This window comes from Streptomyces sp. NPDC020747, assembly GCF_044334695.1.
Lineage (GTDB): Bacteria > Actinomycetota > Actinomycetes > Streptomycetales > Streptomycetaceae > Streptomyces.
The window spans coordinates 59,105-81,136 of sequence record NZ_JBIRTJ010000004.1; the positions used below are offsets into that span (position 1 = coordinate 59,105).

At 69.8% G+C, this 22,032-nt stretch carries 18 protein-coding genes; 10 read left to right on the forward strand and 8 right to left on the reverse strand.

Features of this window, described 5'->3' with window-relative positions; all coding sequences use genetic code 11:
• The first annotated feature begins 3 nt into the window (after positions 1-3).
• Complete coding sequence (locus ACH4YP_RS13040) at positions 4-375, forward strand: PPOX class F420-dependent oxidoreductase (RefSeq protein WP_398490590.1); 372 nt, start codon at positions 4-6, stop codon at positions 373-375.
• 60 nt (positions 376-435) lie between these two features.
• Here the strand turns inward: ACH4YP_RS13040 and ACH4YP_RS13045 are convergent, their stop codons facing one another.
• The 7 genes from ACH4YP_RS13045 to ACH4YP_RS13075 form a co-directional block, all read right to left on the reverse strand.
• Positions 436-918: a methylated-DNA--[protein]-cysteine S-methyltransferase gene (locus ACH4YP_RS13045; protein WP_398490591.1), complete on the reverse strand. Its 483-nt coding sequence runs from the start codon at positions 916-918 to the stop codon at positions 436-438.
• Positions 915-2,336, reverse strand: coding sequence for a bifunctional transcriptional activator/DNA repair enzyme AdaA (locus tag ACH4YP_RS13050; RefSeq protein ID WP_398490819.1), 1,422 nt, complete (start codon positions 2,334-2,336; stop codon positions 915-917). Before ACH4YP_RS13050 ends, ACH4YP_RS13045 begins: the two co-directional genes overlap by 4 nt.
• 448 nt (positions 2,337-2,784) lie before the next feature.
• Positions 2,785-3,891 carry a ribosome small subunit-dependent GTPase A gene (gene rsgA / locus ACH4YP_RS13055; RefSeq protein WP_398490592.1) on the reverse strand — a complete coding sequence of 369 codons (1,107 nt, stop codon included), beginning with the start codon at positions 3,889-3,891 and terminating at the stop codon, positions 2,785-2,787.
• 256 nt (positions 3,892-4,147) lie between these two features.
• On the reverse strand, positions 4,148-5,656 hold the full coding sequence (locus ACH4YP_RS13060; protein ID WP_398490593.1) for a cellulose binding domain-containing protein: 1,509 nt from the start codon (positions 5,654-5,656) through the stop codon (positions 4,148-4,150).
• Positions 5,657-5,930: 274 nt separating this feature from the next.
• Complete coding sequence (locus ACH4YP_RS13065) at positions 5,931-7,262, reverse strand: radical SAM protein (RefSeq protein WP_361068077.1); 1,332 nt, start codon at positions 7,260-7,262, stop codon at positions 5,931-5,933.
• Between the two features lie 191 nt (positions 7,263-7,453).
• Positions 7,454-8,497, reverse strand: coding sequence for a LacI family DNA-binding transcriptional regulator (locus ACH4YP_RS13070; protein WP_398490594.1), 1,044 nt, complete (start codon positions 8,495-8,497; stop codon positions 7,454-7,456).
• A 57-nt stretch (positions 8,498-8,554) separates the two neighbouring features.
• Positions 8,555-9,562: a hydroxyacid dehydrogenase gene (locus tag ACH4YP_RS13075; protein WP_398490595.1), complete on the reverse strand. Its 1,008-nt coding sequence runs from the start codon at positions 9,560-9,562 to the stop codon at positions 8,555-8,557.
• A gap of 270 nt (positions 9,563-9,832) precedes the next feature.
• On the opposite strand from ACH4YP_RS13075, the gene ACH4YP_RS13080 reads away from it, so the two are divergent.
• From ACH4YP_RS13080 to ACH4YP_RS13120, 9 genes are all read left to right on the forward strand, one after another.
• Positions 9,833-11,077 (forward strand): FAD-binding protein, encoded by a 1,245-nt coding sequence (locus ACH4YP_RS13080; protein WP_398490596.1) that lies wholly within the window; start codon positions 9,833-9,835, stop codon positions 11,075-11,077.
• A gap of 141 nt (positions 11,078-11,218) precedes the next feature.
• Positions 11,219-12,514: an ROK family transcriptional regulator gene (locus ACH4YP_RS13085; RefSeq protein ID WP_361068088.1), complete on the forward strand. Its 1,296-nt coding sequence runs from the start codon at positions 11,219-11,221 to the stop codon at positions 12,512-12,514.
• 153 nt (positions 12,515-12,667) lie between these two features.
• A complete protein-coding gene (locus ACH4YP_RS13090) occupies positions 12,668-13,933 on the forward strand; it encodes an ABC transporter substrate-binding protein (protein ID WP_398490597.1) in 1,266 nt (421 codons plus the stop codon).
• A 20-nt stretch (positions 13,934-13,953) separates the two neighbouring features.
• Positions 13,954-14,919 carry a sugar ABC transporter permease gene (locus ACH4YP_RS13095; protein ID WP_361068094.1) on the forward strand — a complete coding sequence of 322 codons (966 nt, stop codon included), beginning with the start codon at positions 13,954-13,956 and terminating at the stop codon, positions 14,917-14,919.
• On the forward strand, positions 14,916-15,815 hold the full coding sequence (locus tag ACH4YP_RS13100; RefSeq protein WP_398490598.1) for a carbohydrate ABC transporter permease: 900 nt from the start codon (positions 14,916-14,918) through the stop codon (positions 15,813-15,815). Before ACH4YP_RS13095 ends, ACH4YP_RS13100 begins: the two co-directional genes overlap by 4 nt.
• 12 nt (positions 15,816-15,827) lie before the next feature.
• Positions 15,828-18,752, forward strand: coding sequence for a glycoside hydrolase family 2 TIM barrel-domain containing protein (locus tag ACH4YP_RS13105; protein WP_398490599.1), 2,925 nt, complete (start codon positions 15,828-15,830; stop codon positions 18,750-18,752).
• 85 nt (positions 18,753-18,837) lie between these two features.
• Positions 18,838-19,833, forward strand: coding sequence for an ATP-binding cassette domain-containing protein (locus ACH4YP_RS13110; RefSeq protein WP_361068100.1), 996 nt, complete (start codon positions 18,838-18,840; stop codon positions 19,831-19,833).
• A 2-nt stretch (positions 19,834-19,835) separates the two neighbouring features.
• Positions 19,836-20,639, forward strand: a complete 804-nt coding sequence (locus ACH4YP_RS13115; protein ID WP_398490820.1) for an ABC-2 family transporter protein — start codon at positions 19,836-19,838, stop codon at positions 20,637-20,639.
• Position 20,640: 1 nt separating this feature from the next.
• A complete protein-coding gene (locus tag ACH4YP_RS13120; protein WP_361068103.1) occupies positions 20,641-21,441 on the forward strand; it encodes an ABC-2 family transporter protein in 801 nt (266 codons plus the stop codon).
• A gap of 121 nt (positions 21,442-21,562) precedes the next feature.
• On the opposite strand, the gene ACH4YP_RS13125 is transcribed toward ACH4YP_RS13120, so the two are convergent.
• Complete coding sequence (locus tag ACH4YP_RS13125; protein ID WP_361068106.1) at positions 21,563-21,949, reverse strand: peptidase inhibitor family I36 protein; 387 nt, start codon at positions 21,947-21,949, stop codon at positions 21,563-21,565.
• Positions 21,950-22,032 lie beyond the last annotated feature (83 nt).

Below are 22,032 nucleotides of genomic sequence, written 5' to 3' on the forward strand. Positions count from 1 at the left end.
GCTATGACCGCATTCAGTGAAGCCGAACGGGTGTACCTAAAGTCCCAGCGACTGGGTCGGCTGGCCACCGTCGACCAGCACGGGCAGCCGCAGGCGAACCCCGTGGGCTTCTATCCGCAGGACGACGGCACGATCCTGATCGGCGGATACGCCATGGGCACCACCAAGAAGTGGCGCAACCTCCAGAAGAACCCCAAGGTCGCCCTCGTCGTCGACGACATCGTCAGCCTTCGTCCCTGGAAGGTGCGCGGAGTGGACATCCGGGGCGAGGCCGAACTCCTCACGGGGCCAAATGAGTTGGGCCCGCACTTCAGTGAGGAGCTGATCCGGATCCACCCTCGGCGGATCCACAGCTGGGGGTTGGAAGAGGAGTAGGGCGCACGCTATTTGAGCAGGGGCCCGCTGTCTGAGCAGGGGCCCGCCATCTCCCGCCGTCTATCGTCCTTCCAGCCTCAGCAGTTGGAGCTTTCGCTCCAGGCCGCCCGCGTAGCCGGTGAGCGAACCGTCCGCGCCGATCACTCGGTGGCACGGCCTGACGATCAGCAGCGGATTGGCACCGATCGCCCCGCCGACGGCCCGCACGGCGACGCCCGACGCGCCGATCCGCGCGGCGATCTCCCCGTACGTGGTGGTCGCCCCGTAGGGCACCGAGTCGAGGGCGCCCCAGACCTTCTCCCGGAATTCCGTACCGCTCGCCTTCAACTCCAGCTGGAACTCCTTGAGTTCACCGGCGAAGTAGGCCGCGAGCTGCTGTCGGGCGTCCCGGAAGAGACCGGGTGCGGGCCGCCAGTCCGGCTGGACGGTGCGGCCGCCCTTCTGTCCGGGGACCGAGAGGGACGTCAGGGCGCCGGACTCGTCCGCTGTGAGCAGGAGTTGGCCGACCGGGCTGTCGAGCTCGGCGTAGTGGACGTTCGTCATGATCGGTGCTCTTCCAGGTCGCTCGTCGTGCTCGTGGTGGGTGGGATCTGGCCGGCCGCCCTCAGATGGTGCAGGGCGTAGGAGCGCCAGGGGCGCCAGGCGTCGGGGACGTCCTCGTCCGGTGGTGCCACGTCGGGGTCGCCGAGGGCTCGGGTGCGGATGACTGCCACGGTCCGCGGGTGCATGCCGGGGAGCGCGAGCAGCGCGGCCTGCGCCTCCTCGCGGTCCGCCCCGGGGTCCAGGCGCAGGCTGCCGTCGGCGAGCGCTGTGGCGAGTGCGCCCAGGGTGCCGCCCGCCTCCGCGAGGGCGGCCGGCTCGGGGAAGACGTGCGTGAGCGTTCCGCAGGGTGCGTCGAGGTGCTTCCCGTACGCCCTCACGAGGCGCTCGGCCTCGTCCCGGCCCACGAGTGCGCGTACGGCCAGTTCCTCCGGGTCGGCGGCGCCCGGCGAACGCAGTCCCGGCCTTGCCGCGACCAGCGGTGCCAGGCGTTCGTCGGCTCCCAGCCGCTCGTCCACTGCGTACGGGTCGGAGTCCAGGTCCAGGAGGCGCCGCAGTCGTTGCACTGCTGTGGTGAGATCGCGCAGGTCGGTGAGGTGCAGCCTGGCGTCCAGCCAGCCGGCCGCGTGGGCCGAGGTCCTGGAGGGCCTCTCGCCGACGGCCACGATGCCTTTGCCGTACGGCAGGCGCAGGGTTCGGCGGTATGTACGGGAGCCCGTACCGTTCGTCACTTCCTCGACACCGGCGACGGCCTCGGCTGCCAGCAGGTCGAAGACCTCGCCGGCTTGGTAGGACCCGCGGTACGCCAGCCGCAGCGGGATCCCCGCCGACGGAGTGGCCGCGCGACGCGCGGCTGCACCCCGGCGGGGAACGGCGGCGCGCAGTTCGGTCGGTGTCGAGGCGTACACCGTGCGGATCGTGTCGTTGAACTGCCGCACGCTCGCGAACCCGGCCGCGAAGGCGATCTCCGTGATCGGCAGCTCCGTGGTCTGCAGCAGCACCCTGGCGGTGTGGGCCCGCTGGGCCCGTGCCAGGGCCACCGGGCCCGCGCCCACCTCCGCGGTGAGCTGCCGCTGCACCTGGCGGGCGCTGTAGCCGAGGCGCACGGCGAGGCCGGCGACTCCCTCGCGGTCCACGACGCCGTCGCCGATCATCCGCATCGCGCGACCCACGACGTCCGCGCGTACGTTCCACTCGGCGGAGCCCGGCACGGCGTCCGGGCGGCACCTGCGGCAGGCTCGGAACCCGGAGCTCTGCGCGGCTGCGGCCGTCGGGTAGAACTGGACGTTCTCCCGCTTCGGCGTCACCGCGGGGCAGCTCGGGCGGCAGTAGATCCCCGTCGTCTCCACGGCGAAGAAGAACTCCCCGTCGAACCGGGCGTCCCTGCTCCGCACCGCTCCATACCTGGTCTCTTCGTCAATCACCCCTCCAGTCTGCGCTGCCGCCGAGGGTGTGGCTAGCGGAAATCGGACGTGACGCTCTCGGTTGGTGGGTGGGGCGGGGCCGTGCCGGTATGTCACGTTCGCGACTTCCGGGCGTACTGCCCTGAGTGCCATCGGTGGGCGTTTCCAGCGGGAGCCGTACGTCGCGAACGTTGACATACCGGCACGGCCCCGCCCCGCCTGCGTCGGCGGCTTGCGGCCCGATGGGGGACAGCCACAAACCACCGACAGTCACAAAGGCACACAGGCGCACGACCGTGGTCCGCGGTCCGCGGATGGATGGCAGCCTCAGCCCCCTCCCACCTAGGGGCGCGGGGAACTGCGCGCTCAGCGGCAACGAACCTTCAGCTGCAACACCGACCCCAACCCCTCCCACCCAGGGGCGCGGGGAACTGCGCACCCAGCTCCCACGCGCCCGCAGGCGAACTCAGCGCCCCTGCACCCCCCGCTTCACCTCCATCGCGGCGCGGCCCTCCGCGCCCCTCCGCTTCCACTCCTTCCGGAGTTCCGCTCGGGCCCGCGCGTCCGTCTTGGCCACGATCCGCTGGTTCTCGCGGAGCAGCTTGCGGTAGCTCTCCAGTCGTCGCTCGGGCAGGACCCCGGAGTCCGCGGCGGCGAGCACCGCGCAGCCGGGCTCGGCCTCGTGCGCGCAGTCCTGGAAGCGGCAGGAGGCGGCGAGTTCCTCGATCTCCGAGAAGACCTGCCCGACGCCGTTCCCGGCGTCGAAGAGTCCAACCCCGCGCAGCCCCGGTGTGTCGATCAGTACGCCGCCGCCGGGGAGGACGAGCAGGTTGCGGGTCGTGGTCGTGTGGCGGCCCTTGCCGTCCACGTCACGTGCCGCCTGGACGGCCATCACGTCCTCGCCGAGGAGCGCGTTCGCGAGCGTCGACTTGCCCGCGCCCGACTGTCCGAGGAGGACGGACGTTCCGCCGGACACGACGGCGCCCAGGACGTCCAGGCCGTCTCCGTCCATGGAACTGACGGCCAGCACCTGTACGCCCGGTGCCGTCGTCTCGACGTCCTGGACCAGGTACGACAGGCCCACCGCGTCCGGTACCAGGTCCGCCTTGGTGAGCACTACCAGCGGCTGTGCCCCGGACTCCCAGGCCAGCGCCAGGAACCGTTCGATCCGGCCGAGGTCCAGCTCCACCGCCAAGGAGACCGCGATGATCGCGAAGTCGACGTTGGCGGCGAGGATCTGTCCTTCCGAGCGTTTGGAGGAGGTCGAGCGTACGAAGGCCGTGCGGCGGGGCAGATACGCCTGTACGTATCGGGGGTCCCCGCCCGCGTCGACGACGGCCCAGTCGCCGGTGCAGATGACGCGCAGTGGGTCGTTCGGCGTCACGAACTCGGTGTCGACCCGGACGAGTCCGTCGGCGGTGATCACATCGCACTGTCCGCGATCGACCCGTACGACCCGGCCCGGGATGAGCCCCCGCTCCAGGTGGGGGGCGAATTCAGCGGCCCACTCGTCGTCCCAGCCATAGGGCGCGAGCGGGTGGGCCGAAGAAGACGGTGAAGAAGAGGAAGACAAGGGGTGCCCCTTCGAGGGGTGGCCCCGGCCGCGCGCACTCGGGCGCGGAGAAGAAGGATGTCAGCCGGCGACCACAGAGGTGGATTCGATGAACTTCCGGATGCGGGCGGCGCCCAGCTCAGTGACGGCCATCGATCACACCTCCTTGATCACACCAGCATGACGTCGGTGGTGGAGACCCACCACGAGAACGGTCCGACCCTAGCCCGCTCCTTCGCCCTGGCCAATCGATTTACCGGCCGGGGCTCGGCCCGGCTCAGCTGTGTGTGCAACTGCGGCCGTTCAGCATGAACTCGTCCGGCTCCCCGTTGCCGTTGCCGGGCTTCCAGGAGCCGAGGAATCCCACGGCGAACGAGCCGCCCGCGGCGACCGACTTGTTGTAGTCCGCCGCGCTCGCGCTGACCCGGGAGCCGTCCTGGTCGAAGTTGCCGTCCCACATCTGGGTCACCTTCTGGCCGTCGGGGAAGGTCCAGCTGACGCGCCAGTTGTTGAGGGCGTAGTCGGACTTGACGGTGACGGTGGCCTGGAAGCCGTCGGGCCACTCGTTGACCAGCTCGTACCGGGCGTGGCAGACGGCGGGTTCACTGGGGTTGGGGTCTGCGCCGTCCTGCTCGGCCGCGGACGTGGAGTCGCCCTGGGGTTCCTTCTCCGATGCCGAGCCCGTACCGGCGTCCTCGTCCGTCCGCGACTCGGATGCCTGCGGGGAGGACGTGGAGGAGGCGGTCGAGTCGTTACCCGCTCCCGACGGCACGGGGTCCGACGAGGGGACCGGCTGACCCACGGGCTGCCGGCCCGCCGTCCCTTCCAGGGAGCCTGAGCTGTCGCCCTCACCGAACGGCGCCAGCGTGACCGCCAGTGCCAGGAGAGAGACTCCGACGGCGGCGGCGATCAGTCCGACCCGGCCTATCCGGGCGCGGCGCCCTTCCGCCGCGTCACCGTCCGGCTCGTCGTCGGCCGCGCCTCGGCTGAGCCCCGACTCGACGGCTCTGCGGCGTCGTTCGAGGTAGGCGAGCCCGCCCCAGCCGATGACCCCGCCCGCGAGTGCGGCGGGCAGTCCTCCGCCGGCCAGCCGCAGACAGGCGGCGGCCTCCGCGCACTCGACGCACCGCGCGAGGTGCCACGACAGGTCGTCCGGTACCTCGGCGGCGGGTGAGCGGGTGACCGCGTCGAGGAGCCGGGCGTAGCTGCGGCACTCCTCGGAGAGCGGTGTGTCGAGGTGGTTGCGGTGGCAGCGGTCGCGGAACACCCCGCGCACCTGGTGCAGTTCCTCGGCCGCGCCCTCCGGGTCGAGGCCGAGCCGGCGGGCCACGGAGGTCACCGGCAGCGCCTCGACCTCCGCCAGCCACAGCAGCGCGGCATCCGGTTCCTGCATGTCCCGCAGTCCGCGCAGGGCGAGCGGCCGGTGCAGGGGCGGTCCCGAGAAGCGGGCGGCCTTGTCGGAGTTGAGCCACAGGCGGAGGTCGGGGTCCAGGCGATCGCCCTGGCCCCTCGCCTCCCAGATGGCGGTGGTCTGGCGTACGGCGGTCAGGAGTAACGGTATTCGGGGCAGCAGGGGGGTGCGGGCCCGGCGCCCGAAGTTCCTGCCACCGGGCTCGGTCTCCACGGCACGCGCTTCGCGTATGCCGAGCGAGAACGCCTCGGAGGCCAGTTGGCGGGCATGGGAAGAAGCGCCGGTACAGAGATCGGCGTACGAAAGGACCGCGTCCCAGCACTCCGAGAACAGAGTGGCCTCGGCGGCGTCCTGAGGGGTCGGCAGGTCTGGCATGGGCGGGGACTTCACCTGCATCCACAAGCGGGGTCAACTCACCTGGGTAATACGGGAGTTGAGGGGACGTCTGCGACGGGACCAGAGTTTTTCACGGTTCCTGCACAACTGACAAGCGGCACTTGCACATCCGGTTACCGCCGGTCGCACGTCCCACCAGGCCCCTCGGCCTCAGCCGTGCTTCAGTCGTACACCAGTGGTACGTCCCGGCAGCCCCAAATGACTCAACCGATTGTCCTTGGAACTGCCGTACGTCTTCGTCCGCCCCGTCACCTCAGACTGCGGGCGCCTCTTCCGCCGCCTCGTTCGCCGGGAGGCTGTCCATGAACGAGCTGACCGAGAAGACCGCGTTGCCCGGCCCGGGCGGGCCGTATCCGGGCGGCGAGGAGAGCCCGAAGTCCTCCATCGTGGAGCGGTACGCCTCAAGCAGACGGATGTGGTACTCCAGCGGCGCGCCCTGCGGATTGGCCTTGCCCAGCGGTGTCGTCGGCTCCGGGCACCAGGTCGTGAACCGGGGTGTGATGCCCTGCGACATGAAGAAGCGCAGGCCCTCGGTGGTGGAGGCGATGGCCTCGTCGACCGTCGTGAAGCCGAAGGGCTCCGCCATCTCCACGCCCGCGACGAAGTTGGGGATCACGTTGCGCGCGCCGAAGACCTCCGCCGAGTCCAGGATGCGCTTGTGCCACTCGTCCCGGCCGACGTACCGCTCCTTGCCCGGGCAGTACATCTTGAACAGGTACTCGTCCCACACCTCGTAGTTGGGGTGGTAGATCTGCACGCCGTGATCCTTGAAGCGCTGTACGTCGTCGCGCGGGAGTGCCTGGGCTACGACCTTGCCGATCCAGCGGCCCGGGAAGTGCTCCTCGATCGCCTTGGCGTACATGCCGTAGAAGTCGGCCTCGTCGCGGCCCTGGAGCTTGGAGGTGATCGCGCCGCCGGTGAGCGTGTAGGCGGTGGAGGTCTTCGCCGTGTCGTAACGGTCGATGATCTCCAGGGCTTCGAGGACCTCGTCCACGTCCTTGACCCCGGTGTACGGGCGGCCCGCCGCCTTGTGCTGGCGCCAGTTGTGGTTGATGTCGCAGTACTGGCACTCCTCCTTGGCGCCGAAGTACTGGCAGACCCGGAAGACGGTCAGGTAGATCAGGTAGCCCCACTGGATCGTCGGGGCCACCTCCATGACGGACTTCCCGTTGGTGAGCTTGTGCCGGTAGTACTCCGGCATCGGCGGGACGCCGACGTCCGAGATCCGCTTCCCGTCGAGGTAGAGGCCGAGCACGCCGTCCTCGCTCGCGGCCACGCGGTACGGCGAGGACGGGTTCACTCGCACGGACACAACGGTCCGGCGCAGGTCGTACGGGCCGCCGGTGAGGATGATCTCCTCGGGCGGGCGCCTGAGCGCGGCCTCGCCCAGCTCGGGCAGGGTGCCGTGGTCGAAGGAGAAGATGAAGTACGACTTCGGTTTGACGTCCCCGTCCTCGTTGTCGCTGAGTGCGGAGTCGTCGAAGGCCACGCCCCCACGGAGCAGGTCCTCCTTGAAGACGGCTTCGCGCGGTACGTGCGGGAACCTCTCCATCAGGTCCTCGACCAGCGCGGTACGGCTGCCCATCCCGTCCTCCTAGCTCCCCGTGCTCCCGGCTGCTGTGCTCGACTCCTCACGGTATGCCCCTCCTCCCGGGCCCGCGGTGCCGGGTCCCTCCTGGTGGCCGGTCCCTCCTGGTCGCGGGGCGGAGGCTCCGCGCATCCCCGGGGAGCAGACCCCCGGAGCAGGAGGAGCCGCGGGGGACGGAGCCAGGGAAGTCAGTGCCCCGGTCGTCGAGTCGAGTCCCGGAGCACGATGTGGGTGCCGAGCACCAGGTGCTGGCTGTCGGGGAGTTCGGCGCGGTGCAGGGCCAACCGGACGGCGGCGCGGCCCAGTTCCTCGTGCGGGACGTTGACGGTGGTGAGGGCCGGGAAGAGGTCCAGGGCCAGCGGCACGTCGTCGTAGCCGACCACGGACACCTCGTCGGGGACGCTCACGCGCGCTTCGCGCAGCGCCTGCAGCGCGCCCGCCGCGACCATGTCGGTGGCGGCGAACACCGCGGTGAAGTCGGCGCCGGACGCGAGCAGTTGACGGGTCCCCTGACAGCCGTGCGAGCGGCTGAACGCGCCGTCCAGGATCAGGGCCGGGTCCGGTGCGAGCCCGAGCAGTTCGTGCGCTCGCCGGAAGCCGCCGAGGCGCTGGTCGCTGGTGGACAGGCCGGCCACCCGGCCGAGGTAGGCGACGCGCCGGTGGCCCGAGGTGAGCAGATGGGTGGTCATCGCGAAGGCGCCGCCCTCGTTGTCGTACTCGACGACCGTGGCGGGCACCCCCGGGCCGAGCGGCGGCCTGCCGACGAGCACGAGCCGCGAACCCACCCGGTCCAGGGCGTGCGCGAAGTGCGTCATACGGTCCTGGTGGGCCTTGTCCTCCCAGGCGCCGCCGACGACGATCACGGCGTCGGCCCGCTGTTCGCGCATGGTCTCGACGACGGTGAGGACGCGCTGCGGATCGCCGTGCGTGGTGCACAGCATGCAGAGCCTGCCCTCGGCGGACGCCTGCTCCTCCACGCCGCGTGCGATGTGGGCGTAGAAGGGTCCTGTGACGTCGTCCACGATGAACGCCACGGTCTTGTTGGTGGAGCCGCCGAGCGCGCGGGCGTGCGCGTTGACCACGTAGTCGAGCTCGCGCATCGCCTTGAGCACCCGGGCGCGGGTGGTCGCGGCGACGGGGTAGGTGCCGCCCAGGACCCGGGAGACGGTCGAGGCGGAGACGCCGGCGCGCGCGGCGACATCCCGGACCGTGGAGGCGTCACCGCCCGTCACGGGCTCCGTCGTCCTGCCGTACGAGCACCACCGGCCAGGGCGCGGTCAGGATCGAGGTCATGCGGTGCGCTCCAGTACGGCGGGGTCGATCGCGTGGGCCAACTCCCGTCCGGACTGCAGGCGTTCGGCCTCCTCCGTGACGGCGAGGCCGAGCCGGGCCACCTCGTTGCCCTGCGAGCCCGCGAGATGCGGGGTGATGAACGCGTTCGGCAGGTCGAAGAGCGGCGAGTCGGCGGGCAGCGGCTCCGGGTCGGTGACGTCGAGGATCGCGCTGAGCCGGTTCGCGCGCAGCTCCTCGACGAGGGCGTCGTGGTCGAGGAGGGCGCCGCGGGCCGTGTTGACGAGCACGGATCCCGCGGGCATCAGGGCGAGTTCGCGGCGGCCGATGAGGTGGTGGGTCTCGGGGGTCTGCGGGGCATGGACGGTGACGATGTCGCTGGTGGCCAGCAGGTCGTTGAGCGGCAGCAGGGGTACGCCGAGGGCGGCGGCCTCCGTCGCGTCGACGTACGGGTCGGCGAGGGTGACCCGCAGGTCGAAGGGGTGCAGCAGTTCGATGAGGCGACGGCCGATCCGGGAGGCCCCGACGACGCCCACGCGGCGGCCGAAGTTGCCGACGCCCGGCATGATCTCCCCGTAGGGGAAGGCCCGTTGGGCGCGGAGGCGGTCTCGCTGGGCGAACATGTCCTTGCCCGCCAGGAGGATCATGGCGAGCGTGTACTCGGCCACGGGAAGGGCGTTCGCGCCGGCCGCGGAGGAGACGGTGATGCCGCGTTCCCAGACCGCGGGCGAGGTGAGTCCCTTGACCGAGCCGGCCGCGTGGAGGATCGCCCGCAGCTTGGGGGCGGCGTCCAGGACCGCCTCGTCGATGCGGGGGCAGCCCCAGCCGGTGATCAGGATCTCCGTGTCGGCGAGGGCGTCCCGTACCCGGGTGTCGGTGAAGTTCTCCGCCGTCAGAGTGGGATCGATTTCTACCGCGTCGCCCAGGCGGGCCAGTACGTCCGGAGGGAAGATCTGGGGCACGTTCTCGGCTGTCATGGCGAAAAGTGCGGCGGGGCGTGGGCGCAAGGTGGGGTGACCTTCCGGGTCGGTTGTGCGTCTATAGCAACCGGTCTCTACGGTAGGTCTCGCGGAGCGAGAGGGTCAACGGACCGGGGCCCGAGGGTGAATGGGCGGGGTCCCGAGGGTGAGTGGGCAGGGTCCCGACGGTGAGTGTGTGGGTGCGGGTTCGCTGTGGCTGGGCGCGCAGTTCCCCGCGCCCCCAAGTCGGAATGGGCGAGGTAAGTTCCAATGTGGCTGGTTCACCGGTCACCGAGAACTTCCGGGAAGGACCCACGGATGGCAGAGGCTCTGACCAACTGGGCGGGGAACATCACGTACTCCGCCAAGGAGCTGCAGCGGCCGCGGTCGCTCGACGCGTTGCGGGCCCTCGTCTCGCGTGCCGACCGGGTGCGGGTCCTCGGCAGCGAGCACTCGTTCAACGAGATCGCCGACCCGGATGCTGAGGGTGTGCTCCTGTCGCTGACCGCGCTGCCGCCGTCGGTCGAGGTGGACGCCGGGGCCCGTACGGTCAGAGTGGCGGGCGGGGTGCGGTACGCGGAGTTGGCACGGGCGGTGCACGAGCGGGGGTTCGCGCTGCCCAACATGGCCTCGTTGCCGCACATCTCGGTGGCGGGTTCGGTGGCGACCGGCACACACGGCTCGGGGAACGCGAACGGCTCGCTGGCCGCGCCCGTACGGGAGGTGGAGCTGGTCCTCGCCGACGGCTCGGCCCTGACGATCGGCCGGGGCGACCCTCGCTTCAGCGGAGCCGTGACCTCGCTGGGCGCGCTCGGTGTCGTCACCGCGCTCACGCTCGACCTGGAGCCGGACTTCGAGGTGGCCCAGCATGTGTTCGGCCGACTGCCGCTCGCGGAACTGGACTTCGAGACGGTGTCGGCCTCGGCGTACAGCGTGAGCCTGTTCACCGACTGGCGGCGGTCGGGCTTCGTCCAGGCGTGGGTCAAGCGGCGTACGGATGTTCCGTGGGACGGGTTTCCGTGGGCCGCGCCCGCCACCGAGGCGATGCATCCGGTGCCGGGGATGCCCGCCGGGAACTGCACCCAGCAGTTCGGGGTGCCCGGGCCCTGGCACGAGCGACTGCCGCACTTCCGGCCCGAGTTCACGCCGAGCAGCGGCGCGGAGCTCCAGTCGGAGTACCTGCTGCCGCGTCCGCACGCCACTGGTGCGCTGCGCGCGCTCGACGCGATCCGGGAGAGGATCGCGCCGGTGCTGCAGGTCTGCGAGGTGCGTACGGTCGCGGCCGACCGTCAGTGGCTGAGTCCGGCGTACGGGCGGGACACGGTGGCCTTCCACTTCACCTGGGTCGCGGACACGGCGGCCGTGCTGCCCGTGGTGCGACGGGTGGAGGAGGCGCTGACGCCGTTCGATCCGCGGCCGCACTGGGGCAAGGTGTTCGCGATGGCCGCGCCGGTGGTGCGCGGACGCTATCCGCAGCTGGCGGAGTTCAGGAACCTGGCGGAGGAGCTGGACCCGACGGGGACGTTCCGCAACGCGTTCGTCGGTGAGGTGCTGGGCGGGTGACCCGGCGGGTGGTGGACGGCTCGATCCCGACCCTGCCCGCTGTGAGCGGCGGGGACTTTGTACAGCCCCTTTCCTAACCCCTTGTCGAAAGTCCCCGGACGGTCATAGCCTTGCGCCGCGCCGGGGCCGACGGGGACCGCCATGGCCTGGAGGGACCGAGGGGGCATTCTGGTGAAGCGCACATCACGCGACATCCGCACCGCGAACCGCTATGGGGTGCTGCGCCAGATCATCGCCCACTCGCCCACGTCCCGCCAGGAGCTGGCCGCCGCCACCGGGCTGAGCCTCGCCACGATCGCCACGCTGGTCGGTGAGCTGCTCGACCTGGGGATGCTGACGGAGGTCGGCTTCGAGGACTCCGCGGGTGGCCGCCCGCGGGGCCTCGTGGCCGTCAACGCGTCGGGGGGCGCCCTGATCGGCGTCGACATCGCGGAGACGTACGTCCGGGTCGAGCTGTTCGACCTGGCGCTGGACGTGCTGGCCCGTGCCGACGAGGACATGCGGCCCGGCGAGATCCGTCCGGAGCAGGTCGTCGGGCATGTCGCCTCGGCCGTCGGGTCGGTGGTCGCGCAGGCCGGTATCGAGGGCGCCCGGGTGCTCGGCGTCGGGGTCAGTGTGCCGGGCCAGGTGGACCGGGAGGCCGGTGTCTCGGAGTACGCGCCGAACTGGGACTGGCACGACGTGCCGCTGCTCGACCTGCTCGCCGAGCAGATCGCGTATCCGCTGTATCTGGACAATCCGCTGCGCGCCTGCGCGGTCGCCGAGCTGTGGTTCGGGGCCGCGCGCGGGCGCGGGGACGCCGTGGTGGTGAACCTCGGGACGGGCGTCGGTGCCGGGCTCGTGCTGGGCGGCGGGCTGCACCGGGGCGTGAGCAACAGCGCAGGCGAGTGGGGGCACAGCACGCTCGTACTGGACGGGCGGCCGTGCCACTGCGGCAACCACGGGTGCGTGGAGACGTATGTCGGGGCGCCCGGAATCATGCTGAATCTAAGGGAGTTGAGCCCCGGGAGCACCCTGCTGCATCCCGAGGACCAGACCGCGACGATCAACGCGCTCGCCCGTGGGGTCGCCGAGCGGGACCCGGTGGCGACCAAGGTGGTCCAGGGCACCGCGCGTTATCTCGGCGCCGCGATCGCCGACCTGGTGAACCTCCTCAACCCCGAGGTGATCGTGCTGAGCAGCTGGGTCGCGGCAGCGCTCGGCGAGCCGCTGCTGTACGAGGTCCGCGAGGCCGTGGCCCGGCACGCGCTGAGACGGCCGCTGGCCAGCACCGAGATCGTCCTCTCCTCGATTCCCACGGACCCCGTGTGCCTGGGCGCGGCGACGTTCGCGCTGGAGGGAGCTCTCAACTCGGTGGGCCTGAAACCGGCGATCGGCAGGGCCGCCACGCCGCGCCGCGCCTCCTCCCCCAAGAGCCGTACGGCACCGTCTTCCTGACGTCCACACCCCGCCATGTCCGGTATCCCGGACGCGGCACAACGCTTCGAACAGACTTCGTCCAACCCCTTGCCGAAGCATTAGCCGAAGGTTAACGTCCCGCCACCGCACAGCGATTTCGAGTCGCAGCCGTACTCGAGACAAGGACGTCACATGTCGGCACTGAGCAACAGCAACTGGGACCGTCGATCCGTACTGCGGGCCGCGGCGGGACTCGCCGCACTGGGCCCGCTGGCCGCCTGTGGCGGCAACACCGGCCGTGAGGGCGGCGGCAGTTCGGGCAAGGGCCTGGTGCAGTACTTCCACGCGTACGGCGAGGCCGGGACCGAGCAGGCCATCAAGAAGTACGCGAAGGCGTACGACGGGGCCAACGTCACCACGCAGTGGATCACGGGCAACAACTTCGAACAGAAGCTGTTTCCGGCCCTGCTCACCGACAACGCACCCGACGTCTTCGAGTTCCACCCGCAGTTCCAGCTCATCAAGAGCGGTCAGGTGGCGGACCTGACCGACCTCATCGACCCGGTCAAGGACGACTTCAACCCGGCCGACATCGCGTCGCACACGGTGGACGGGAAGATATACGGGATCCGGATGATCGACGATCCGCAGTTCTTCTACTACCGGCCCTCGCTCTTCGAGAAGGCCAAGGTCGAGGTTCCGCAGACCCTTGAGGAACTCATCGAGGTCGCCGCCAAGCTCACCACCAGCAAGGTCAAGGGCGCCTTCCTCGGCAACGACCTGACCTCGGTGCAGAACCCGCTGATCTGGTCGGCCGGCGCGGACACGCTCGACGACAAGAACCAGATCGCCTACCACACGGACGGTGTCGCCGAGGGCCTCAAGCTGCTCCGCAAGCTGTTCACCAGCGGCGACCTGCTGCTCGACGCCCCCGCCGACTTCTGGGACCCCTCGGCCTTCACCCAGGGCCTGACCGCGATCCAGTGGTCGGGCATGTGGGCCATGCCCGTGATCCAGAAGGCGCTCGGCGACGACGTCGGTGTCTTCCCGTTCCCGAAGGTCGGCAACTCCGGCAAGCAGTCCGTCCTCATCAGCGGCTGGTCGATGTTCGTCAACGCCAAGGGCAAGAACGTCGACGCGGCCAAGGAGTACGTCAAGTGGCTGTGGATCGACCAGAAGAAGTACCAGGAGGACTGGGCGCTGTCCTACGGCTTCCACATCCCGCCGCGCAACTCGATCGCCCAGAACGCCACCAAGCTCAAGTCGGGGCTGCCGGCCGAGGGCGTCAAGCTGGCCACCGACTTCGGGCACTTCGAGAAGATCGGCTGGACGCAGGCCATGATCGCCGGATTCAACGACGTCATGGCCAACGCCGTACGCAAGAACGGCAACCCGGACGCCGTGCTCGACGCCTGTGACAAGACCGTCGACCGCGAGCTCAAGAAGCTCTTCGGATAAGTCGACGGACGGATCGCGACATGTCGACGACCACGACGCGCGACCTCGCGCCCCCCGCCCCGGCCAAGGTCTCCAAGGACCGGCCGCGGCGGGGTCTGCGGGCGAACGCCACGCTCAACTTCTGGCTCTTCACAGGCCCGTTCCTCATCGGCCTGGTGATCTTCGTCTTCGTGCCCATCGGCTGGAGCGTCTACCTCAGCTTCTTCGAGGCACGCTTCACCGTCACCCCGAGCACGTTCGTCGGCTTCGACAACTACGCGCAGATGCTGACGAACCCCGACTTCACGCGCTCGCTGGGCACCTTCACCGTCTTCGCCGCGTTCATCGTGCCGACCACCTGGGCGCTCTCCCTGGGACTGGCCCTGCTGGTGCACCGGCTGCGGTTCATGCAGGCGTTCTTCCGGTCGGTCTTCTTCGTGCCGACCGCGTGCTCCTACGTCGCCGCCGCGCTGATCTGGAAGATGTCCATCTTCAACGGCGTGCGCTTCGGCCTGATGAACACGGTCCTCGGCTGGTTCGGCGTCGAGAACGTGGCCTGGCTGGCCAACCCCGATCCGCCCTGGTACTGGCTGGTCATCGTGACCCTGCGCCTGTGGCTGCAGGCCGGCTTCTACATGATCCTCTTCCTGGCGGCGCTGCAGAACATCCCGTCGGAGCTGTACGAGGCCGCCGCCATCGACGGTGCCAAGCCGGGCTGGCAGACCTTCCGGTACATCACGCTGCCGCAGCTGCGGGCCACTTCGACCGCCGTGATCCTGCTGCTGCTCATCGCCGCCTATCAGGCCTTCGACGAGTTCTTCGCCCTCCTCGGCAAAGCGACCTGGGGTCAGCCGCCCCTCGTCGAGCTCTACAAGACGGCCCTCGGCGAGAACCAGGACTACGGCGCGGGCAGCGCGGGTGCGGTCATCCTGACCCTGCTGATCTGCCTCGTGACGCTGTTCCAGGGCAAGATCATGGGCTTCGGAAGGGGCGAGGAATCCAAGTGACCACCACCGCGCCCGACATCACGAAGACCGCCCGGCCCGACACCGGCAAGGCCCGCCGGAGGAAGCGCGGGGGCGGCGTCCTCGGGAACACCGGGCTGTATCTCGCCACCTGTGTGGCCGCCGTGCTCTTCCTGGTCCCCTTCTACCTGATCGTCCGCAACGCCCTGATGACGGACCCGGAGATCACGGGCGAGAACTGGAAGTGGTTCCCCACCGACCTCCAGTGGGGCAACCTGAGTGAACTGTTCAACGACGAGACCGTCGACTTCGGCCGGGCCCTGTGGAACTCCTGGGTCGTCGCCGTCCTGCACACGACCGGGATCCTGCTGATCTGCTCGCTCGCCGGCTACGGCCTCGCCCGCATCCCGTACAAGCACGCCAACAAGGTCTTCTACGCGGTCCTGGTGACCCTGATGATCCCCACGGCCGTGACCTTCGTACCGAGCTTCGTGCTGGTCTCGTCGCTGGGCTGGGTGGACAGTTACCGAGGTCTCATCATCCCGGGCCTCTTCAGTGGTTTCACCTGCTTCCTGTTCCGGCAGTACTTCCTGGGGTTCCCCAAGGAGTTGGAGGAGGCGGCACGCATGGACGGTCTCGGCTACTGGGGCGCGTACTGGCGGATCGTCGTCCCCAACTCGCTGAACTTCTTCGCGGCGATGGCCACGATCACGTTCATCAGCGGCTGGAACGCCTTCCTGTGGCCCCTGGTCATCGGCCAGGACCCCAGCTCCTGGACCGTCCAGGTCGCTCTGTCCTCCTACATCACCAACCAGACCGTGAACTACCACCTGATCTTCATGGCCACCGCCGTCTCGATCCTGCCCCTGGTTCTCGTGTTCCTGTTCCTCCAGCGCTGGCTGGTGCAGGGGGTCGCGCAGACGGGCATCAAGGGCTGACCTAGGAGACCGATGTCTTCCCGCACCACCCATTCCGTCGACAACGACACCGCCAACGACACCGGCATCGACACCGGCATCGACACCGGCTATGTCGAGGACGTCTCGCCCGGGAGCGGCGCGCTGCCGCCCCGGGCGTGGTACGCCTCCTCGGACGCCGATTCCCTTTCCCTGAACGGAAGTTGGCGTTTCCGTCTCTCGGCGACGGCCGATGCCGAGGACGAGTCGTTCGCCGCCGAGGGGTTCGACGCCGGGGACTGGCCGGAGGTGCGGGTCCCCGGGCACTGGGTCCTCCAGGGCGACGGGGGCTTCGGGGCGCCGATCTACACCAACCACCTCTACCCGTTCCCGGTGGATCCGCCGCGGGTGCCGACTCAGAACCCGACCGGCGACCATCTGCGGGTCTTCGACCTCCCGGACGGCTGGCCCGCGGACGGTGGGGCCGTGCTCCGTTTCGACGGGGTGGAGTCGTGTGCCCGGGTGTGGCTGAACGGGACGGACATCGGTGAGTTCAAGGGGTCCCGGCTGGCGCACGAGTTCGCGGTCGGGCACCTCCTGAAGGAGTCGGGGAACGTGCTCGCCGTCCGCGTCCACCAGTGGTCGGCGGGCTCGTACCTGGAGGACCAGGACCAGTGGTGGCTGCCCGGCATCTTCCGGGACGTCACGCTGCTGCACCGGCCGGCGGGCAGCGCGCTCGACTTCTTCGTGCACGCCTCGTACGACCATCTCGAAGGCACCGGGACCCTGCGCGTCGACTCCGACATCGATGGGCGGGTGACCGTGCCCGGCCTCGACATCGATGTCGCGACGGGCGAGTCGGTGACCGTGCCGGTCCGGCCGTGGACCGCCGAGACACCCCGCCTGTACGACGGGACGCTGGTCACCGACGGCGAGCGGGTGCCGCTCAGGATCGGTTTCCGTACGGTCGTGCGGGCGGACGGCCTGATCAAGGTGAACGGCACGGCGGTCCTGTTCAAGGGCGTCAACCGGCACGAGTGGCACCCCGAGACGGGCCGCAGCCTCGACCTGGAGACCATGCGCGAGGACGTGCTGCTGATGAAGCGGTACAACATCAACGCCGTGCGCACCTCCCACTATCCGCCGCACCCTGCCTTCCTCGACCTGTGCGACGAGTACGGGCTGTGGGTCGTCGACGAGTGCGACCTGGAGACCCACGGCTTCACCGAGCAGGCCTGGCGGGACAACCCGGTGGACGACGACCGCTGGACGCCTGCGCTCCTCGACCGGGCGTCCCGCATGGTCGAACGCGACAAGAACCACCCGTCGATCGTCATCTGGTCGCTGGGCAACGAGGCGGGCACCGGGCGCGGGCTGACCGCGATGGCCGAGTGGATCCGTGGCCGGGACCGCTCACGGCTCATCCACTACGAGGGCGACTCGAACTGCCGCGACACGGACATGTACTCGCGGATGTACGCGGACCACGCCGAGGTCGAGCGAATCGGCAAGGGCCTGGACGGCGGGCCGCTCAGGCGGCGCCAACTCCCCTTCATCCAGTGCGAGTACGGGCACGCGATGGGCAACGGACCGGGTGGGATCGCCGACTACCAACGGATCTTCGAGGCGCACGACCGGATCCAGGGCGGCTTCATCTGGGAGTGGATCGACCACGGCGTCAAGGACGAGCGTTACGGCTTCGCGTACGGCGGCGACTTCGGCGAGGAGCTGCACGACGGGAACTTCGTCTGCGACGGGCTGCTCTTCCCGGACCGCAGGCCTTCGCCGGGGCTCGCCGAGTACAAGAAGGTCATCGAGCCGGTCCGGATCGAGGGCGACGGCGCGAACGGCACGGTGCGGGTGACGAACGCGTACGACTTCGCCGACCTCTCGCACCTGGAGTTCGAGTTCTCGTACCAGGTGGACGGATTCCCCACAGGTGCGCACCGGCTCACCGTGCCGTCGCTCGCACCAGGGGAGTCGGCGGAGGTCAAGCTACCTACGACCGCGCCCGACGGTCAGGGCGAGGAGGTCCAGTGGACGGTCCGCGCGCTGCTCGCCGAGGACACCTCCTGGGCGGGCCGCGGCTACCAGGTGGCGTGGGTACAGCAGACCGTCACACCGCGCGGGCCCCTTCCGGCGGCCACCGGTGCGCGGCCCGCGGTCGACGGCCGCCGGATCACCCTCGGCCCGGCCTCCTTCGACGCCCGCACCGGGATGCTGCGGACCATCGACACGATGGAGGTCACCGGTCTGCGCCTGGACGTGTGGCGTGCCACCACCGACAACGACGACGGCGCGTCCTGGCAGGACGACGTCCGCCTCGGCGTGCTGTGGCGCGAGCTGGGCCTGCACCGCATGCAACACCGGCTGGACGCGGTGGAGTTGGCGGACGACGCGCTGACCGTACGGACCCGGGTGGCACCGGCCGCCCGGGAGGTGGGCCTGCGCACCGTGTACCGGTGGACGTCCGACGGGACTCGACTGCGCCTGACCGTCTCGGTCACCCCCGAGGGCGACTGGACGGTGCCGCTGCCCAGGCTCGGCATCCGGCTGGGGCTGCCGGCGGCGCCCGATGAGACCGTGGCGTGGTTCGGCGGCGGTGGTGAGGCGTACCCGGACACCAGGGCGGCGTCGGTGGACTCGCAGTGGCTCGCGAGCATCGAGGAGCTGCAGACGCCGTACGTGCGCCCGCAGGAGAACGGCGCCCGCGCCGACGTCCGCTGGGCCGAGTTCGGAGCCCTGGGGATCGAGGGCGAGCCGGAGTACTCGTTCACCGTGCGGCGGTGGACGACCGAGCAGCTGGACGCGGCCCGGCACCTGACCGACCTCACGCCGGGCGACACCATGTGGGTCAACCTCGACCACGGGCAGCAGGGAATCGGTTCGCAGTCGTGTGGTCCGGGCGTGCTGCCGGAGTACCAACTGCGGGTTCAACCGGCTGAATTCTCCTTTGTGTTCTCAACGGTCGAAGACTGACACTGTTACCGGTCACATGGCCGTCCGGCTCCCCCCGCCGGACGGCCGTGTTCGTGTGCCCGCCGCTCCCCCGGAGGTTCCTCGCGTGATCGGTTCCATCGAGGTCCGTGGCCTGTCCCGGACCTTCCACACCACCGTGCGCCGCCCCGGTTTCATGGGCGCCGTCAGGTCTCTCGTCAACCCGGAGCGGGTCGCCAAGGACGCCGTATCCGACATCACCTTCGACGTCGCCCCCGGCGAACTCCTCGCCCTGCTCGGGCCGAACGGTGCGGGCAAGTCCACCACCATCAAGATGCTCACCGGCATCCTCACCCCCACGTCCGGCGAGGCACGGGTCGCGGGCGTGGTCCCGTACCAGGAGCGCGAGCGCAACGCGCGCAACATCGGGGCCGTGTTCGGGCAGCGCACCCAGCTGTGGTGGGACCTGCCGGTGCGGGAGTCCTTCGCGATCCTGCGCGACATCTACGACGTTCCCGAGGCCGAACACCGCACGAGGCTGCGGGAGTTCGACGAGCTGCTCGACCTGTCCTCCTTCTGGGACACCCGGGTACGGCACCTCTCGCTCGGCCAGCGCGTGCGCTCCGACCTCGCTGCCGCGCTGCTGCACGATCCACGGGTGGTGTTCCTCGACGAGCCCACCATCGGCATGGACGTGGTGGTCAAGGAGCAGGTCCGCGAGTTCCTCCGGTACCAGGTGGAGGAGCGCGGGCGGACGGTGCTGCTGACCACGCACGACATGACGGAGGTCGAGCGGCTCGCCGAGCGGGTCGTCCTGATCAACCACGGGCGACTCGTCCTGGACGGCACGCTGGACGAGATCCGGCGGAAGTTCGGCTCGACCTGGCAGGTGCGAGTCACCCTCGCCGACCCGCACACTCCCGTCGAGGCGCTGCCGGGCATGGTGCTGGTTCGCCATGAGGGCCCGCAGGTGGTCTTCGGACCCGACGGGCCCACGGCTCCGGCCATGCACCAGGCGCTGAAGCTGGTCATCGAGCGGTACGAGGTGACCGACATCGCCCTGGACGAGGCCGACCTGGAGGACGTGATGCGTGCCGCGTACGTCCAGGCGGGGGGCGAGTGACCATGGCCGTCCTCCAGGGCTGGCGGGCCGCCCGTGTCACCCCGCTCGGCGAACTCCACACCCCGCCGCGGATGACCGCCGCGCTGCTCCGGCTCACGGTGCAGGTGGTACTGGTCGCGTCGCTGTGGCACGGCCTGTACGCGGCCACCGGCACGACCGCCGGTCTGACCAAGGACCAGGCGGTCACGTATGCCGTACTGGCCGTACTGGCCACCCGGATAAGGGAGTTGGACCAGTACGCGGGCCGGGACACCGTGCAGCAGCACATGCACTTCGGCACGATCGTCTACTGGTACCTGCGCCCGCTCCCGCCCCAGCGCTACTACGCGCTTCGCGCCCTCGGCGAGCAGCTGTACGGGCTGGTGTGGGTGCTCGCCGGATACGTGATCTGTCTGGCCGCCGGGGTCGTGGAGCCGCCCAAGTCGGCTGCGGTGGCGGGGGTGTTCGCGGTCAGCGCGTTCCTGGGGCAGTGGGTCCTCTACTACGTGATGCTCACCATCGACCAGCTGTGCTTCTGGACGCTTCGCAACGGCGCGGCGATGCTGATCCTGATCTTCGCGCAGAACCTGCTGTCCGGGGTGTACGCGCCGCTGTGGTTCTTCCCGGACTGGTTCATCACCATGAGCGGCTTCCTGCCGTTCCAGGCGACGCTGAGCGTGCCGCTGTCGCTGTACGTCGGCCGCATCGAACTGTCCGACGCGGGCCCGCAGTTGGCCGTACAGGCCACCTGGGTGGTGGCCCTCGCCCTGCTCACCCGGCTGCTGTGGCGGCGGGCCGCCCGGCGCGTGATCTCGCAGGGAGGCTGACATGTCGACCAAGGCTCTGCGCGTCGTCTGGCGCATCACCCGGCTCAACTTCCGTGCCCAGCTGGAGTATCGCTCCGAGTTCCTGATGATGATCGCCATCGGCGCGGTCTGGCAGGTGTCGGTGATCGTGTTCGCGACCGTGCTGCTCACCCGGTTCAGCGGGATGGGCGGCTGGGACAGCTCGGACGTGCTGCTGATCCCGGCGACACGGATGCTGGCGCACGGACTGTTCGTGCTGTTCCTGGGGCGCGTGCACGGTCTGGCGCGGCACATCCAGGAGGGGGTGATCGACACGTATCTGGTCCGCCCGATGCCCGTTTACCGCCAGCTCCAGCTCTCCTACTTCCCCACGAACGCGATCGGTGACCTGACCGTGGCGGCGGGCCTGATGGCGGGTGCCCTGAGCCGCAGCGACCTGGACTGGACGGCGACCCGGATCACCTATCTCGTGGTCTGCGTCCTCGGCGGAATGCTCCTGGAGGCGGCCCTGTTCACGGTGGTCGCCTGCGCCTCACTGCGCTTCCCGGCCGCCGACTACTGGGGCCGCTGGCTGGAGGAACTGCTGGGCACGTTCGGCAGCTACCCGCTGAACGTGCTGCCCAAGGCGGTGGGCGGCTTCCTCACGTTCGGCCTGCCACTGGCGTTCGTCGCGTACTTCCCGGCGGCGGTACTGACCGGCCACGACACCGCTGTCCCGTACTGGCTGGCGGCGGTGTCACCGCTGCTCGGGGCGGCGGCCTATCTGGGGTCGCGGGGGCTGTGGAGGTGGAGTCTGCGGCACTACACGGGTGTGAACGGGTGACCGCATCAGCCCCAGTGCCCTGCCGTGGGTGACGCGGCCCTTGGCGGCCCTGGCACAGGCACCCCCGTGACCTGTGCGAAGGGCCACTCAGGACCGCGTCGCCCGAGTGGTCGGGATCAGCTCAGCATTCGCCGCCCCACACCGCGCTGTGCAAGGTGATGGGGCCCACGTAGTTCACTTGGTTGGGGTCGTTCGGGTAGTGCAGGCACCCCTGGAAGTTCCCGCCGGCCTGGGCGGTGAGGTTGTACCGGATGTGGTCCGCGCCCGGGAAGCGCACACCGTTGTTGACGATGTACATGCCCTGGTCCGAGTGCAGGTCGTACAGGTTCCCCGTCGACTTCCACGTCGGCTGGCCCCACGCGACGTCGTTGTTCCAAACGCAGACGTATCCGCTGGGGCAGTCCGCCGGAGCGGCCGACGCCGGTGGCGCCGAGGCCACGCCCATGCCCGCCGTCATCAGCAGTGCCGCTACGCCCACGCCCGCCCGTTTGCGAAACCGTGCCTTCAAAGTTTCCTCCGTCTCAGTCACTGCCGGGCGGCTGTTGCCGTCCGGCCGCTTCCAAGTGGCCAAGCATTGCTCCAGTTCCAAGG